The sequence below is a fragment of the Mycobacterium sp. MAC_080597_8934 genome (assembly GCF_000523975.1).
Lineage (GTDB): Bacteria > Actinomycetota > Actinomycetes > Mycobacteriales > Mycobacteriaceae > Mycobacterium > Mycobacterium avium.
On record NZ_JAOS01000050.1, the window covers coordinates 186,834 to 202,336 of the forward strand.

At 66.9% G+C, this 15,503-nt stretch carries 15 protein-coding genes; 6 read left to right on the forward strand and 9 right to left on the reverse strand.

Features of this window, described 5'->3' with window-relative positions; translation table 11 throughout:
* The gene (locus tag NF20_RS21945) at positions 1 to 870 is read right to left on the reverse strand and encodes an MlaE family ABC transporter permease (RefSeq protein ID WP_009974293.1); all 870 of its coding nucleotides are present in this window, start codon (positions 868 to 870) and stop codon (positions 1 to 3) included.
* A gap of 314 nt (positions 871 to 1,184) precedes the next feature.
* Between NF20_RS21945 and NF20_RS21950 the strand changes: the two genes are divergently transcribed.
* Together NF20_RS21950 and NF20_RS21955 are read left to right on the forward strand one after the other, a co-directional pair.
* Positions 1,185 to 1,808 carry a hypothetical protein gene (locus NF20_RS21950; protein WP_050593708.1) on the forward strand — a complete coding sequence of 208 codons (624 nt, stop codon included), beginning with the start codon at positions 1,185 to 1,187 and terminating at the stop codon, positions 1,806 to 1,808.
* Positions 1,799 to 2,488 (forward strand): Mce associated membrane protein, encoded by a 690-nt coding sequence (locus NF20_RS21955; protein WP_033711853.1) that lies wholly within the window; start codon positions 1,799 to 1,801, stop codon positions 2,486 to 2,488. The genes NF20_RS21950 and NF20_RS21955 overlap by 10 nt, the downstream gene beginning before the upstream one ends.
* A 25-nt stretch (positions 2,489 to 2,513) precedes the next feature.
* Here NF20_RS21955 and NF20_RS21960 read toward each other — a convergent pair whose 3' ends face one another.
* Together NF20_RS21960 and NF20_RS21965 are read right to left on the reverse strand one after the other, a co-directional pair.
* Positions 2,514 to 3,233 (reverse strand): esterase, encoded by a 720-nt coding sequence (locus NF20_RS21960; RefSeq protein ID WP_033711855.1) that lies wholly within the window; start codon positions 3,231 to 3,233, stop codon positions 2,514 to 2,516.
* A gap of 86 nt (positions 3,234 to 3,319) precedes the next feature.
* Positions 3,320 to 4,252, reverse strand: a complete 933-nt coding sequence (locus NF20_RS21965) for a DMT family transporter (protein WP_023868832.1) — start codon at positions 4,250 to 4,252, stop codon at positions 3,320 to 3,322.
* Between the two features lie 118 nt (positions 4,253 to 4,370).
* Here NF20_RS21965 and NF20_RS21970 point away from each other — a divergent pair, with 118 nt between their 5' ends.
* The 3 genes from NF20_RS21970 to NF20_RS21980 all read left to right on the forward strand — a co-directional run bounded on the left by NF20_RS21970 (position 4,371) and on the right by NF20_RS21980 (position 6,747).
* Positions 4,371 to 5,258 (forward strand): LysR family transcriptional regulator, encoded by an 888-nt coding sequence (locus NF20_RS21970; protein WP_019731905.1) that lies wholly within the window; start codon positions 4,371 to 4,373, stop codon positions 5,256 to 5,258.
* Positions 5,259 to 5,350: 92 nt separating this feature from the next.
* Entirely contained in the window at positions 5,351 to 6,283 is a 933-nt protein-coding gene (locus NF20_RS21975) for an alpha/beta fold hydrolase (RefSeq protein ID WP_175417490.1), read from the forward strand.
* Between the two features lie 20 nt (positions 6,284 to 6,303).
* Complete coding sequence (locus tag NF20_RS21980) at positions 6,304 to 6,747, forward strand: VOC family protein (protein WP_003874715.1); 444 nt, start codon at positions 6,304 to 6,306, stop codon at positions 6,745 to 6,747.
* Here NF20_RS21980 and NF20_RS21985 read toward each other — a convergent pair.
* Both NF20_RS21985 and NF20_RS21990 read right to left on the reverse strand, forming a co-directional pair.
* Complete coding sequence (locus NF20_RS21985) at positions 6,744 to 7,421, reverse strand: Crp/Fnr family transcriptional regulator (protein ID WP_003874716.1); 678 nt, start codon at positions 7,419 to 7,421, stop codon at positions 6,744 to 6,746. The two genes, NF20_RS21980 and NF20_RS21985, sit on opposite strands and share 4 nt — an antisense overlap.
* A gap of 388 nt (positions 7,422 to 7,809) precedes the next feature.
* A complete protein-coding gene (locus NF20_RS21990; RefSeq protein WP_033711861.1) occupies positions 7,810 to 9,246 on the reverse strand; it encodes an FAD-dependent oxidoreductase in 1,437 nt (478 codons plus the stop codon).
* A gap of 226 nt (positions 9,247 to 9,472) precedes the next feature.
* Here NF20_RS21990 and NF20_RS21995 point away from each other — a divergent pair, with 226 nt between their 5' ends.
* On the forward strand, positions 9,473 to 10,108 hold the full coding sequence (locus tag NF20_RS21995) for a DUF5134 domain-containing protein (RefSeq protein ID WP_033711862.1): 636 nt from the start codon (positions 9,473 to 9,475) through the stop codon (positions 10,106 to 10,108).
* A 28-nt stretch (positions 10,109 to 10,136) separates the two neighbouring features.
* Here the strand turns inward: NF20_RS21995 and NF20_RS22000 are convergent, their stop codons facing one another.
* The 4 genes from NF20_RS22000 to NF20_RS22015 all read right to left on the reverse strand — a co-directional run bounded on the left by NF20_RS22000 (position 10,137) and on the right by NF20_RS22015 (position 15,499).
* A complete protein-coding gene (locus NF20_RS22000; RefSeq protein ID WP_033711863.1) occupies positions 10,137 to 10,877 on the reverse strand; it encodes an SDR family NAD(P)-dependent oxidoreductase in 741 nt (246 codons plus the stop codon).
* A 19-nt stretch (positions 10,878 to 10,896) separates the two neighbouring features.
* The gene (locus NF20_RS22005) at positions 10,897 to 11,172 is read right to left on the reverse strand and encodes a hypothetical protein (RefSeq protein ID WP_033711865.1); all 276 of its coding nucleotides are present in this window, start codon (positions 11,170 to 11,172) and stop codon (positions 10,897 to 10,899) included.
* A gap of 82 nt (positions 11,173 to 11,254) precedes the next feature.
* Positions 11,255 to 12,319: a hypothetical protein gene (locus NF20_RS22010; RefSeq protein WP_033711867.1), complete on the reverse strand. Its 1,065-nt coding sequence runs from the start codon at positions 12,317 to 12,319 to the stop codon at positions 11,255 to 11,257.
* Between the two features lie 258 nt (positions 12,320 to 12,577).
* Positions 12,578 to 15,499, reverse strand: a complete 2,922-nt coding sequence (locus tag NF20_RS22015; protein ID WP_175417489.1) for an RND family transporter — start codon at positions 15,497 to 15,499, stop codon at positions 12,578 to 12,580.
* Positions 15,500 to 15,503: the final 4 nt, after the last annotated feature.

Sequence of the window (15,503 nt, forward strand, 5' to 3'; positions counted from 1 at the left end):
TCACAACCCGGTCCTGGGGAACAGCGTGTTGTACAACTCGCTGATGCCGACGTTGACGATCATCAGCACCAGGATCGACTCCACCACGGCCGCGTTCACCGAGTTGGCCACGCCCGCCGGTCCGCCCTTGGTGAAAAGGCCTTTCTGGCAGGCGATTACCGCGACGATCGCGCCGTAGATCACGGCCTTGAGCAGCGCGACGATCATGTCCTCGGTGGTGGCGAAGGACGAGAAGGTCGCCACGAAACTGCCCGGCGCGCCGCGCTGGAAATACACGTTGAACAGATAGCTGGCCAAAAAGCCGACGAAGCAGGTGATTCCGGTCAGGGCGACACCGACCATGATCGCCGCGGCGAAGCGCGGCACCACCAGTCGGCGGATCACCGAGACGCCCATCACCTCCATCGCGTCGGTCTCTTCACGCATGGTCCGCGAGCCGAGGTCGGCGGTGATCGCGGAGCCGACGGCCGACGCCATCAGCACCGCGGCCACCAGCGAGGCGGCCTGGCGGATCACGGCGAGCCCACTGGCTGCGCCGGCGAGCGACGTCGCACCGACCTGGTTGGCCAGCAGGGCGAACTGGATTGACAGCGTCACGCCGATCGGCAGCGCCACCAGCACGGTGGGCAATACCGCGGTGGCCGCCATGAATGCGCCCTGGCGCACGAACTCCGCCCATTGGAAGCGCCCGGTGAACAGATCGACCACGCAGTACTCGACGGTGCGTACCGCGAGAATGTATTGCTCGCCAAGGGTATTGAGTGAGGCAAGCGGGTGCCGCACGACATATCCGGCCGACCACTCCTGGATGGTGGCCACGCTGTCGGGTGCTCGGTCCTCGTCGAGCGCGCGCTCGTCCTGGGCGGTCATCGCCGGATGCGCCCCGGGGCAGCCACTCGCGGCTGCCGGTGTTCGTCACTGAGCGTTCGCTGTGCCCCCACGGGCGGATATGTTAACGGCTACTCAGCTTCGGCGGAAGATCTTCGTTGTCGGTCTCAGCAGCTGCGCTGCGGGGACGCGTGCGCTGAATTGGTGATGACCCCCGGTCATCTCCGTTACAGACCTGGTGGCGGTGCCTTGACGTGGCGATCACTTCGGGGGAAGATCGCCTTCCACGCGGCCGATGTTAATGATGATTTGTCGCAAATGTAGATGCCTTCGATATTCGGTGGCCGGACGATATCGTGTTCCTGGGGGAAGGCGGGATGTTTCTGACGAGGTTGCGACGGGCGGGCAGCGGCCTGGCGGGCGCCGCGCTCGCCGCCGCTGTCGTGCTGTCGGGTCACGCCCACGCCGATCCGGGGCAGCCTCCCCCGCCGCTGCCGGTGTTCACGCCGGCGCCGAGCGATTGGTCGCCGAACTTCGACATCTGGCCCTACAACACCTTCACCTCTCGGGTGACGCCCGAGATGATCTCCGGCATGTCGGACTCCTGCCAGTGGTTCAAGAGCCAATTCGACCCGCTGATGGGCCAGATCAACGACTTCAATACCTATCTCGGTGACCAGCACGACGATTATGCGGCCGGTGCGGTGCAGCGGAATGCGGACGCCGTCGTCGGCAACATCGACCGGTCGACGGCCTTTCTGGCCCCGCGGGTCAAACCGTTGATCATCACCAACCAACCCGACAACTTCGGGCCGTATTCGCCGGTATACGGCGGTGAATCCATGACCCACTTGGCTTTTCAGCTGTCGCGGATCAGCGACAGCATCAAGAGAAAGGATCCGTCGGGCGTCACCCACGCGAACATCGTCTCGGCCACCGGCTGGGCGAACGCACTTCGTGACTCCGGCGCATGCAACTGATGAACGACCGCAAACCACTGCAGACCGTCGGCAACCGGGGAACCTGGTTGGTGCGCCGCTTCCGCGTCGCGGCGGAAGGCATCGCCGACGACGAGGTCGCGCCGGCCGACGAACCCGACGTGGCCGAGGCCTCGCCTGACCAGAGCGAACAGACCGACAAAGCCGCCGAGGGCGAGGGTGGACCGCTGCGGCCGCGAAAAAGACGGCGCATCAAGCTCGTTCGTGCGATTGCCGCCGGCATCCTGGCGGCGGTGCTCGCCACCGCCGGATACGAGGGCTGGCTGCTGTTCGAGCAGCATCAGAAGGACGTCGCCGCGGCGCAAGCCCTCGATGCGGCGAAGAAATACATCCTCGCGCTGACAAGCGTGGACACCACCGCGATCGACAAGAACTTCGCCGAGGTTCTCGACGGGTCCACCGGTGAGTTCAAAGACATGTACACCAAATCAAGTGCCCAGCTGCGCCAGACGCTGATCGACAACAAGGCGGCGGCGCACGGGAATGTGGTCGACGCCGCGGTGCGCTCCGCCACCGAGGACAAGGTGGAGGTTGTGCTGTTCGTCGATCAGTCGGTGAGCAACGGCGCCGCGCCGGCGCCTCAACTCGATCGCAGCCGGGTCAAGATGACCATGGAGAAGGTGGACGGCCGGTGGCTGGCCAGCAAGGTGGAGCTGCCGTGACGCCCGACCCTGTCCGTCGGCGCCACTATGCGATGCCGGGGCTGATCAACGGCGCGATCGCGCTGCGCGGGACGGAGACCCGGGTAGCTTCCATGGCCGGCTGCAGCGCGTTCTGGTCGAAGAAGAACACGATGGCGTCGTCGGTGATGGCGAAGCTCTGGTAGTTCGCCGGGTCGAGCCCGGTGGCGGGCGGAATCGAGACGGTGGCACGGTACCGGTCGGCCAGCGTCTTCTGCACGATCGGCAAGATCTCCTGCAGCGGTTGTGTTCCCGGCCGGAACAACGCGTCGAACGTGACGGGCTGCTGGCTGGCCAGGTTGTAGTTGAACGACTTGTACCAAACCATCGGGTGCGCCGCGCCCAGGTTCTGATAGATCTCGGTCACCACCGACTGGGTGCCCGCCGCCTGCGAGCCCGAGCTGTACCGGGTGCCGGTAACCTTCAGCGCCGTCGGCGACGTCGACGTCTGACCCGCTGAGCGGGCATTGCGAAAGTCGTTGTCGACCTTGGTCAAATAGCCGATCATCGTCTGCTCGTCGGGATAGTTGGCGGGAAACACCATCCGGACATCCGGTGACGGGGTCTCGTAGTGGCACATCTGAGTGGAATCGACGCTCGACGGGTCGCACAATTGGGTGTCCGCGTGGGCCGGCGCCGGGCAACACAGTACGGCTCCCGCAGCAAGGACCGCCCACAGCGCCGTGATTGGCCGCCATCCCGCCCGGCCGCCGTCCGAATGCACCACCGCATTCTCACAGATCGGCGACGGCGCGCAACCGGATGGTGCGCAAGCCTATTGACGATCCCCACCGGCCAGGACAGTTCCAGCGCTCACCGCGATACCGACTGCAATTCGGCCGGAGCAGCAGCCGGGACGCCATCGCGTTGCGTGCGCGGCCGACTCGCCGCCCTGGTGTTGATCCAGCAGGCGAGCCCGCCCAGCACCAATCCCGCCGCCACCCCCTGGTCGGGCCGTTGACCGAGGATGATCCATGACAGCACGGCCGCCACTGCGGGGATGACGGCGAACAGCATCGCCACTGCCGCCGCGCCGTGGGCGTTGATGGCGCGCACATACAGGCTCACCGCCAGCGTGGCGTTCAGCAGCACCATGGCGGCCACCGCAACCAGCGCCTTGCGGCCGTCGTGCACCCCGAAAGGGGTCAGCATCGCGAGCCCGGCCGCCGGTAGCAGGGCGACCCCGTTTTGCAGGGCGCTCATCGCACGGAAATCGACACCGCCGCAGAATCGCTGCTGGTAAACACCTCCGGCCGAAAGGCCGAGCAGCGCAACGAAAAGCAGCACGATGACCGGGTCGACCCCATGCGTGCTCATCAACCGCTGTGAGCAGGCGGCGAGCACCGCGAGCACGCCCAGCACCAGCGCCACCGTCCGCTGCACGCCGAGCGGTTCGCGAAGGAACGTCGCCGCCAGGATCGCGGTGGCCACGGGATTCATCGCGATCATCACCGCGCAGAGCACCGCCGGTGCGCCCAGCTGCACGGCCTCGTAGAGGCAGCAGAACTGCACGCCCTGGATCAACAGCCCGGCGACGATGACGTGGCCGAGCCGGGCGCCACGCGGCCAGCCCGCCTTGGCGATCGCGGTCCACACCGCCAAAACCATTGCGGCCAAACCGAACCGCAGCACCAGGGCGGCCATCGGCGTCATGGCGACCACCGCCAGCGTTCCGATCGGGTAACCGAGCGCGTAAAAGAACGTCACCGCCGAGGCGGTGGTCAGGGGCATGCGCGGCCGAGTCATGCACCCATGCTCGCGTGATCGAGCGGAGCCGTCCAACGATTATTTGGGATCGCCACCGATCATGCTTACTTATCAGCGCTGCGCCCAACAGCTGTGATTCGACGCACAATACAGCGAATTGATCGAGCGATCGAATCGGATTAAGCTGCTGGCCGTGGGCCAGGTGCTGGACATCGCGCCGTTGCGCAGCCTCGTCGCCGTCGCCGACTGCGGCGGCTTCCACCGAGCTGCCGCCGCCCTGCACCTGAGCCAATCCGCGGTCAGCCAACATCTACGCCGAATCGAGGCCGTCGTCGGCGAACCGATCGTTCAACGTTCCGGCCGCGGCGTGGTTTTCACCGAAGTCGGGCAGAAGGCGCTGCGGCATGCCCGGACCATCCTGGCCGCGCATGACACCGCGCTCGACGACCTCGGCGCCACCGAGAACAAGGTCCTGACCATCGGCGCCACCGAGCACGGCGCCGACGTCATGCTGGCCGGCCTGTCGGGCGCGCTGCGTGATCGCCTTCCCGACCTCCGGGTGCGTTTCCGGCTCGACCGCAACGTGTCGCTGGCCGACTCCATCGACCGCGGATTGGTCGACGTGGCAATCATGCTCGACGGCGCCGGCCTGGACCGGGCCAACGCGTCGGGACTGGTTCGCCTGCAATGGGTTTCGGCGCGCACGCTGACCATCGCGCCGAAAGACCCGCTGCCGCTGGTGATCTTCTCCGAGCCGTGCACACTGCGTGAGCCCGCCTTCGCGATCTTGGACAGCCACCGCATCGACTACGAGATCGCCGCCGAGTGCGGGGATCTGTCCGGCCTCTACGCAGCGGTGCGCTCCGGGCTGGGGGTGGCGCTGCTGCCCATGATCGGGAAGTTCCCGGACGGCCTCGGCCCGGCCGAGGGGCTGCCGCCAGCCAACAACGCGTCCATCCTGGTCCGCGGGCGCACCGGCATCGATCCGGCGCTGCTGAGCACCGTCGACACCGCGGTGCGCGACTTGCTGGCCACCGCAACCTGAATCCGCCCTTCGCTCCCCCAAAAACCTGGGCGCCCGCAGGATGGGGCGTTCTTCCGAAAACGTTCCGCTGCAGCTAAAGTGGTACGTCGGGCGTGCTGTCCTGCATGGCGAACAGGGAGGGTCAAGAACTGTTTTCCCGTTCGCGCCAGATGCCGGCTACGCCATCGTGGTTCACCGCCGCGCTCGATCAAAAGCCCGAACGCTGTGACGTCGAAGTCGACGGTTGCCGCATCCGGATGCGGGTATGGGGAGCCGCGGATCAACCTCCGGTGGTGCTCGTGCACGGCGGCGGAGCGCACTCCGGGTGGTGGGACCACATCGCGCCCTTCTTTTCGCACACCCACCGGGTGATTGCGCCGGATCTGTCCGGGCACGGCGACAGCGACCCACGCGACAGCTACGACCTGCGCATCTGGGCCGGCGAAGTGATGGCGGCAGCGGCCGCCGCCGGACCCGCGGGGCGACCGACCATCGTCGGCCACAGCATGGGCGGCTGGGTGGTGTCCACGGCCGCAATGCATTACAGCTCGAAGATCAACAGCATGCTGGTGATCGACTCACCGCTGTGGGAGCGCGCACCCGAGGAGGGCCGGCTGCGCCGCCGCAAGCACACCGAATACCGGACTCGGAACGAGATCCTGGCCCGCTTCACGGCCGTTCCCTCGCAAGAGCTCATCCTGCCCTATGTTCGGGAGCACATCGCGGCCGAGTCGATACGCAAGACCAGCGCGGGATGGGTGTGGAAGTTCGATCCGACCATTTTCGGCGGTGAGTTCCTGCAGCCGACGCCCGCCGACGAAGAGTCGCTGGAGAGCATGCTGACCGCAATGCGTTGCCGCGTAGGCTATTTGCGCTGCGAGGCGGGCCTGGTGCCGCCCGCCATGGCAGAACGGATCCGCTCCCTGCTCCAGTTGCGAGGACCCTTCGTGGAGTTGGCCCAAGCGGGGCACCACCCTATGCTGGACCAACCACTGCCGTTGGTCGCGACCCTGCGCACGCTGCTGGAATTCTGGTCGATCACCTGAGGGGCGGGAAGGGAGTCCACATGGTTGAGCCGAGCACCGGCGCCTGGCCGGCGCAACTTCCCGCGGTGCAAGTGCGGTTCGCCCGACCCACCGCCCAGCTCGACCGGATCGTCGAATTCTACCGGGACGTACTGCATTTGCCCCAGCTGCACTCTGCGGGCGACGACGAATGGTCGGTGGTCATGTTCGGCCTGCCCGGCGATCAATACCACCTTGAATTCGTGGCCCACCGCGACGGGATCGACGGCACGGCGCCCACCCGGGAAAACCTGCTGGTGTTCTACTTCGAGTCGGCGGCCCAACAGCAATCCGTGGCCGCCCGCTGCCGAGAGGCCGGAGCCGAGGAAGTCGTGCTCGACAACCCGTGGTGGCGTCGCAACGGAGCGGACGCCTTCTTGGACCCGGACGGGTGGACGATCGTGCTCATGCCGAGACCGGTGCCGTTACCGGCGCCGACAGCTTAGGCTCGAGCGCGCCGAGCCAACTTCGCGGGCTGGTCGATGATCAGGGCCTTGCCCTGCTGGCGGATCCACCCCCGCTGGGCGAAGTCCGCCAGCGCCTTGTTGACCGTTTCCCGCGAGGAGCCGACCAGCTGAGCGAGCTCCTTTTGGGTGAGGTGATGCTCGACGCGCACCGGGCCGCCGCTGTCGGTGCCGAATCGCATTGCCAGGTCCAGGATTTGCTTCGCAACCCGGGCAGGAACGTCGGTGAAGATCAAGTCGCACAAGGTGTTGTTCGTGTGCCGGAGCCGGCGCGCGAGCACCCGCAGCAGTTGCTCGGCGATTTCGGGCCGTTCGATGATCCACGTCCGCAGGGCATTGCGGTCCATCCGGAGGGCTTCCACCTCGGTCAGGGTGATCACCGTCGAGGTTCGAGGGCCCGGGTCGAAGAGCGCGAGCTCACCGAACACGTCGCCGGGGCCTAACACCGCGAAGACCGTCTCGCGGCCGTCCGCCGTCTGATGGCGAATCTTCACCGCGCCCGACACGATGACGTAGAGGTCGTCGCCCGGCTCGCCTTCGACGAAGACGGTGCGTCGGCGCGGGAAGGACACGTGTTGCAGGTGCCGCGACAACGCGGCGACCGCCTCCGGGTCGATTCCCTGGAAGATGGTGGCCTGGGCCAAAATGTCGTCCACGCCGCCCCTTTCAACGCGTTCCGCACGGCGTTTGCGCGCACTAGGCGCTGCTCCGAAGGGGGCGTCTTGGCTCGCAGTCCTCGACTTTACACGAGTAGCAACTTCCGTAATGCGGCAGGTGCGACGGCCGGCGCGGACCGGGCTACGCGGCCGGCGTCGTGGCGGTCACCTCGGAGTAATGGTTGCCGCACTCATCGCAACTAACCTGATATTCGAGCTTGCTGTCGTCGCGTTCCAGAAACCGGTACTGCGCCCATGCCATGCATCGCGGGCACCGTGCACGACCGTGCTCCACTGCCATTCGCCAACCCTTCGTCCGCACAGATGCAGAGGAAGTACCCCGTACCAAGGCGGGCTAATCATCGATTGGCGACGGCGGCGCCGGCGCCTAGTAATTGAGCCCGGAGAACATGACCCGGCCGGGATCGTACTTCTGGCGCACCGCGCTCAGCCGGGACAGGTTGGGGCCGAAGTAGCGCGCCGGTGACTGGTTGGCCTCCAGATAGTTCACATAGCCGCCGACCGAATACTGTTGCACCGCTTGGTGTGCCGAGGCGAGCCAGTTGGTTGCGGGCGCGGGGTCACCGGAGGTTTCGACGTACCACTGCACCAGCGCCGACTGCCGTCGCCACGGAAACGCCGTCGCGGCGGGCGCCACGGTGGCCAGCGCGCCGTCCAGCGCGTGCATGATGGCCAGCATCCGGCCCGCGTTGCGGGGAAACGCGTTGACCGCCGCGGCGATGCCCTGCGCCACCGCCGCATTGACGGTGGGGAACACGTCGGACCCGCCGACGTATCCGAGGGGCTGCGGGTTGAGGTTGCCCACGGCCAGGTAGTTCACCAGGTCCATGTAGTTGAAGGTGTGGGTCTCCACCCCGGAGGGTTGTATTCCCACCGCCTGCGTGATGGCCGCCGCGGCGCTGTTGCCGGACCCGGCCGGGCAGGTCGCCAGGATGCGGCAGTGCACGCCCATCGCGTCGACGGTGGCGTCCGCCAACGCCCAGCTGTTCGGGTCCGCAGTGCGCAACCAGTTCTGCCAGCCCACCAGCACCTGCGCGAACGACTGCGGTGGGAAGTTGAGGTTGACGGCATCGACGTCCTTGGTGGGGAACGTGGCGAAGGTCAGCGAGGTGGTCACACCGAAGTTTCCCCCACCGCCGCCGCGTAACGCCCAGAACAGGTCGGGGTTGCTGGCGGCGGACGCGGTGACCGCCTGGCCACTGGGCAGCACCACCGACGCCGACGTCAACTGATCGCAGAGCAGGCCCGCATGCCGCGACTGAGCACCCATCCCCCCGCCCAGCGCGTGACCTGCGGCGCCGACCGACGGGCAGGTCCCGGTCGGGACGCCACGGCCGACGGCCGCCAGCGTCCGGTGCATGGTGTAGAGGCTGGTGGCCGGTGTCACGGTGACCTGTCCCGTGGCGGCGTCGTAGTTGGCGTCGCCGGGCAGTTGACGCAGGTCGAGCACCATGGTCCCGTTCGCGGTGGACGCGCCGGTATAGGAGTGCCCGCCGCTGCGCGGAGCGACCTTGAGGTTGTGGGCGGCGGCGAACGCCATCGCCTTCTGCACGTCCGCCGCCGACGTCGGCGTGACGACCGCAGCGGGCGTGGAGCCGTTGTAGTTGGTGTTGAAAACTTGCTTGGCCCCGGCGAATTGGGGGCTGTCCGGGAGCAGCACCTTCCCGCCGAGGGCGGTCGACAGACCCTCCCAGCCCGAGGGTCGCGGATCGGCTCCAACCCGGGGTGCGCCGAGCACCGCGCCGGCCGCCAACGCTCCCACTGCTCCGCGCAGAAACGTCTGCCGTGAGATTTCACGCGCCATCGTCGGACTTCCGCGATTGCGTCATGCCCCGAATTGTCAATCACGCCAAACGCGGTGCGACGCGACGTGTCGAGGGTTGGCCGAAACGTGCTGCAACCGTTATCCAATCCGGCCCGTTCGCCGATACCCGATCCCCCGTTGGTTTCGATACCCCGCAGGGGTACTGTGGCGCCATGGACGCAGCGCAGCCGCGGGCGGTCTTCGCCAGGTCACGATGTCGCCTGCCATGATCGGCGAGCTCACGGTGCGCTGGGCCGTCACCGCGCTGTTCGGTGCGAGCCTTGCGGCGTACGCCTATCTTGCTGTGTCGCAACGCGATCGGTGGAGCTGCGCGGTCAATCACCTGCTGCACCTGGCGATGTCGGCGGCGATGATCCTGATGGTGTGGCGTGTCGGCCTGGGCCTTCCCGCGGTTGCGCCGACGCTCTTTTTCCTGCTGGCGGGGGCTTGGTTCGTGTTCTTGGCCGTGCGGGCATCGGCGGAATCCCGAGAGCGACTCAAAACCTGCTATTACGCGGCGATGATGGCGGCGATGGCGTGGATGTATGCGTTGATGAGCAGCGGCACGACGGGTGCGCACGCGCATGGGCACTCGACGTCGGATTCGGTGGGCGCGAACATGCCCGGCATGCGGCTACCCGAGCATCCGGCGTCCCCGGGCGCCGGCGGATTCTCCTGGGTGGCTGCGGCAAACTGGTTGGGGGCGCTGGGATTTGCCGCCCTGGCGGTCTATTGGCTCTATCGCTTCGTCGGCCAGCGCCGGCTGGCACGCGTACCCGCGCGGCTCGCCCGCATGGAGCCGCTGTATCAGGCGTTCACCGCCGCCGGCACGGCGCTGATGTTCGACACGCTGCTCTGGTAGCGCAGGCACGATGCCGGCGTCGGGCCCGTCAGCCGGCGCCCTTGCCGTTGTCCACCCGATAGACGGCGCCGTGCACGGCAGCGGCCGCGTCGCTGGCGAGGAACGCGATCACATTCGCGACGTCGAGCGGTCGCATCATGCCGCGCGGTGCGGCGGTGCGCAGGATCAGGTCGTAGTTCGGATCGTCCGGCGCGCTGAACCGTTCGATCTGCGGGGTGAGCATGCCACCAGGGCATACCGCATTGACGCGCAGCCGGTCCGCGGTGTATTCCACTGCCAGCGCGCGGGTTAGACCGATCAATCCATGCTTGGCCGCGCAGTAGCCGGCCGAATACGCCTGTCCCTCGACGCCGGCGATGGAGCTGACGTTGACGATGTTGCCGCCGCGTTCCAGCAGCTCCGGCAGCGCCGCCCTGCACAGGAAGAACGGCCCGTTCAGGTTTACCGCGAGGTCGTGCTCCCAGTCCTCGTCGGTCATCGATTCCGTCCGGCGCATCCGGTGTATCCCGGCGACGTTGACGAGCACGTCCAGTCCGCCGAAATCACGCACGCACTGCGCGACCGCCTCGGTGCAGGCCTGCGGTGAGGCGATGTCCACCGACGCGAATCCGCCGCGTTCGATGCCGGCGAACACCTCGGCCAGGCGGGCGGTGTCGCGGCCGATGCCGAAAACCGTTGCGCCCCGGCTCGAGAACAGTTTGGCGGTTTCGGCGCCCAGTCCCGACGACGCCCCGGTCACCAACGCCACCTTGTCGTGCAGTGCAGCCATCTCGTTGTGTTCCTCTTATCTAGTAGCACCGGATCCGCGTTACGCCCGCACGCAAAATACCGAGCGGTGCAACCAGTCTCGATGCGTGGGTCGCGGCGCGCCCGCGCTCGGCCCGGAGGCGCTGCTGGATCCGACGCGCCGCGATCATCGCGATCAGGGTGATCGCCAGCCTGCCCAACGCGGGCCTGCTGGTGCGCTTCGCCCAGGTCTGCCGCGGCGAGCCCGCGCGGCGGCCGACGTGGTAGCCGAGGAAGGCCGCCGTCGCGAGCGCGCCGATGGCCGTAATTACCGTCACCTGATGAGCGTCCTTGGCCGCCGTCGCGAGAAGGTCACGAGCGGGCTACGCCTCGGCCACCAACTGACCGCCGGGTGCCGTCCTAGGCGGTGTCCGCCAGGCGGGCGGCCAGGCCGAGCTTTTCGACGAGGCTTTGCCAGTCGGCCGCCGAGACCGCATAGGTCGGGGGCTCGTGGGTGGTGGGAACGTCCGGCGACCACGAGCAACGCTGCTTGAGCCCGTCGAACGCGCGACAGCCGACGGTCAGGGGTGCCATGCCGGCAATGTCGATCCGTAGCGCCGGCATGGTCGAAAAGTACTGGCCCACAGCGTCGCTCGCGATATGCTGGGCGGACGGGACGGCATGTCCGGCCGGGAGCCGGTAGGTGGCCGGGGTGGCCGTCACCCGTGCCACCCAGGTCATCGCCATGACGGCGTCGTTGTTCGGGTCGATGACCCGGATACTGTCGGCGTCCAGGTCGATGAGCAGTTGCGGTTGCGAGAGCGACCGGATGAGGCGTTGCTTCTTCCGCAGCGCGAACGAACCCATCCGTTGGGTCTCCAACGGGTTGGGGAACAGCAGACACCGAATCGGTTCCCCGGTGGCGGGCCCGCGTGCCGCCGACCAGCCGCCCAGGGCAAGCAATTCGTCGAAGTCGGCCGCGCCGAGCGATGCGTCGACGAGTGGGACCGGCGGCGCGGCAAGCGGTGTCCCCGGCCCGATGCGACGGTCTCGACCGCCCAACACGAAGCGGCGTCGCCCGGAGTGCAGATGAAGGGCGACGCCGTTGTCCACCCACAGGCCCAGCTGCGCGTCAGCCAGTGGATAGACCTCGGGGCGCCGCCGGCCGATGGTGAGCCTGTCGCCGGCGACGGTGAGGAGGTAGGTGCGGCGCGACCGCCACCACAGGTAGCCACCGATCGCCGCGCCCACCACAACCAGCCCGATCGGCAGGGCGTAGATGGCCGCGGCGCCGATGTGCGGCGTGCGGAGATTGACGATCTTCAAGGTGCCCAACATCTTCACCGCGATGAACACGACGAAGGCGATGAAGACCGCGGTGTAGCCGACCTGCCAGTAGCGAATTCCCTTGGTCCACTTGGAGGAGAAGGCGGCAGCGGAGGCGACGAACTGGCGCGACGCCGTCGATTCGTTGTCGATGCTCATATCGATAGCGTCCTTTCGCCGGCCCCCTACCGATCGCAACAATGTAGTCCCCCGGGGCCGCTGCCGGAGGTGTTATGCGAGTAACCGGCAAACCCGGCGGCGGCGTCAGCGGACAGCAGCTACCCGTAAGCGGCCGCACATCACGGTAATCGTGCTGCGGCATAAGGGTTGTCGCGCGCGCTGGCCTACCTGTTGCCAAAAGCGTCAAGGTCGTCGACGGCGGCCTGCGCGGTCGGCCGCGCTGACCCCCGGCCGGGGCTATGTCGTCGGTGGGGGCGGGACCGCGTGGCGCGGCTGGTGCAGCAGAGCGCGAACCAGCGGCCGCGGCCCCACGGAGCGAAGCATCTGGCTGGCCGGACGCACCCGTACCCGCTTCGGCCACCAGAACCAGCGACCCATCGCCGTCATGATCGAGGGCGTGATGAGGGATCGGACGACGAAGGTGTCGAACAACAGGCCGATGCCGATCGTGGTGCCGAATTGGCCGATCGCCCGCAGGTCGCTGGTGATCATCGCGCCCATGGTCACGGCGAACACCACGCCCGCGGCGGTCACCACCGGGCCGGTGACTCCCATGCCGCGGATGAGTCCGGTTTTCAGGCCGGCGCCGATCTCCTCCTCGATCCGCGACACCAGCATCAGGTTGTAGTCCGACCCCACCGCCAGGAGCACAATCAACGCGAATTCGGTTGCCACCCAGTGCAACTGGAAATCGGCGAGGTGCTGCCAGATCAGCGTCGAGAACCCGAAGGCGGCGCCCAGCGACAGCACGATTGTGCCGACGATGACGCCCGCGGCGACCAACGCGCGGGTGACGATCACCATGATGATGAAGATGAGCACGATCGAGGCCACCGCCGCGATCATCAGGTCGTACTTGGCGCCGTTGGCGATGTCGTAAAACGTTGCGGCCGTGCCGCCGAGATAGATGTCGGCGTTCTCCAGCGAGGTCAGCTTCAGCGCCTCCTTGGCCGCTTGCCGCTCCTGATCGACGGACGCGATGCCCTTGACCGTCGCCGGATCCGTCGCGTGGGTGATGATGAAGCGGGCGGCCTTGCCGTCCGGTGACACCATCAAGCTCAGGCCCAGCTGGAAGTCGGGGTTCTGGAAGATCTCGGGCGGCAGGTAGAAAAGGCTCTCCACTTGAGAGTCGTTGAACGACTTGCCCATCACGGCGTTGGTGTCGGTCAGCCGGTCGAACTGGGCGATCAGGCTGTCGAACGAGCTGTAGATGGTCAGCGTCGTATCCCGGATCGACTTCGACACGGCGATGTTCTCCGGAATGATCGCCAGCAGTTCGCGCGTGGCCTTGGCCGTGTCGGTCAGGTCGCTGGTGAGGGCGTGGAACTTTTCGGCCAGCTGATCGAACCCGTCCAGGGCGTCGAACAGGCTGCGCAGCGACCAGCAGATCGGGATGTCATAGCAGTGCTTCTCCCAGTAGAAGTAGCTGCGAATCGGTCTCCAGAAGTCGTCGAAATCCGCGATGTGGTCCCGGATCTGGTCGGTGATGGCCGCCGTCTCCCCGGTGGTTTTCGAGCTGTCGTCCGCGGCGTTCGCGAGCTTCTGGGTCACCGCGTACTGGCGCTCCAACAGGGCAATCTGGGTGTCGAGGAACCCGGTGATCTTCTTGATGTCGCCGACCCGGGCCTTCAGATAATCGAGGTTGCTGCGGATCGGCGCGCTTTGCACGCTGAGCTGAAACGGGACCGATCCGTCTTGAATCGGCGGCCCCAACGGCCGGGTGATGCTTTGCACCCGTTCGATTCCGGGCACCCGGAAGATGGCACCGGCAACCTTGTCCAGCACCAGCATGTCCCGGGGATTGCGCAGATCGTGGTCCGATTCGATCATCAGCAGGTCCGGATTCAACCGGGCCTGGGTGAAGTGCCGATCGGCCGCGTTGTACGCCTGCACCGACGCCGCGCTCTGCGGTAGGTAGTAGAGGTCGTTGTAGCGCGGGGTGAAGCCCATCAAACCGATGGCGCCGACGATGGCCAGGATGACCGAGGTGGCCAGAATGGGTGCGGGCCACCGCACGATGGCCGTCGCCAAGCGGCGCCACCGCGTGTAGTTGAACTTGCGCTTCGGGTCGAACAGGCCGAAGCCGCTTGCCAGCGCGATCAGCGCGGGCGTCAGCGTCACCCCGGCGGCCACCACCACGAGCAGACCGACCGCGCACGGAAACGCCAGCGAGCTGAAGTAGGGCAGCCGGGTGAACTTCAGACACGCGAGCGCCCCGACGATCGTCAGGCCGGAGCCCAGCACCACCTTGGTGACGCCGGCGAAGGTGTCGTAGTAGGCGGCTTCCCGGTCCAGCCCGCGTTCGCGGCCCTCCTGATAGCGGCCGACCATGAAGATCGCGTAGTCGGTGCCCGCCGCGATGGCCAACGCCGTCAACAGGTTTACGGCGAACGTCGAGAGCCCCATGATGCCGGTTTCGCCCAGCAGCGCCACCACGCCTCGCCCGGTCGCCAGCCCGACGAACAGGATGACCATCGTCAGCAACACCGTGCCGATGGACCGGTACACGAACATCAGCATGATCGCGATGATGATGATGGTGATGATCGTCATCTTGGCCAGGCTCGCGTCGCCGACGACGATCGTGTCGGCGGTCAGGGCGCCCTGACCGGCCACATAGGCCTTCACCCCCGCCGGCGGCTTGGAATCCGCGACGATTTTGCGGATCGCGGCCACCGACTTGTCACCGACGGCACCGCCCTGATCACCGCGCAGGTTGACCTGGACGTAAGCGGACTTGTGGTCGTAGCTCTCCACGCCCGAGGACGTGAAGCGCTGCCCCCAGAAGTTCAGCGCGTGCTCGACGTGCGGGTCCCGCTTGAGCTTTTCGACCAAGCCGTCGTAGAAGCGATGCGCGTCCTCGCCGAGGGGTTTGTCCCCGACCAGGGTCACCAGCACGAGGTTGTCGGAGTCGTACTCCTTGAACTTCTCCCCGATGTGCTTCATCCCGGTCACCGACGGCGCGTCCGACGGCGACAGCGGCACCGAGACCTCCTCGGCCACCTTCTCCAACTGCGGGACAAAGACATTGACCCCGACCGCGAGCACCAACCAGCCCAGCACGATCGGCAGCGCCAGCACCCGAATCGTGCGTGCCAGACGAGGTTTGTGTTCGACGTGGGTGCGGTGCGCGACGGGGATTTCGTCCGTGTCGCTCATGTCG

Excerpts from the sequence above, each read along its gene's own strand:
- NF20_RS21955 (WP_033711853.1), top strand. The coding sequence starts at position 1,799 with ATGCAACTGATGAACGACCGCAAACCACTGCAGACCGTCGGCAACCGG.
- NF20_RS21965 (WP_023868832.1), bottom strand. The coding sequence starts at position 4,252 with ATGACTCGGCCGCGCATGCCCCTGACCACCGCCTCGGCGGTGACGTTC.
- NF20_RS21995 (WP_033711862.1), top strand. The coding sequence starts at position 9,473 with ATGATCGGCGAGCTCACGGTGCGCTGGGCCGTCACCGCGCTGTTCGGT.
- NF20_RS22000 (WP_033711863.1), bottom strand. The coding sequence starts at position 10,877 with ATGGCTGCACTGCACGACAAGGTGGCGTTGGTGACCGGGGCGTCGTCG.
- NF20_RS21945 (WP_009974293.1), bottom strand. The coding sequence starts at position 870 with ATGACCGCCCAGGACGAGCGCGCGCTCGACGAGGACCGAGCACCCGAC.
- NF20_RS22015 (WP_175417489.1), bottom strand. The coding sequence starts at position 15,499 with ATGAGCGACACGGACGAAATCCCCGTCGCGCACCGCACCCACGTCGAA.
- NF20_RS21990 (WP_033711861.1), bottom strand. The coding sequence starts at position 9,246 with ATGGCGCGTGAAATCTCACGGCAGACGTTTCTGCGCGGAGCAGTGGGA.
- NF20_RS22010 (WP_033711867.1), bottom strand. The coding sequence starts at position 12,319 with ATGAGCATCGACAACGAATCGACGGCGTCGCGCCAGTTCGTCGCCTCC.
- NF20_RS21980 (WP_003874715.1), top strand. The coding sequence starts at position 6,304 with ATGGTTGAGCCGAGCACCGGCGCCTGGCCGGCGCAACTTCCCGCGGTG.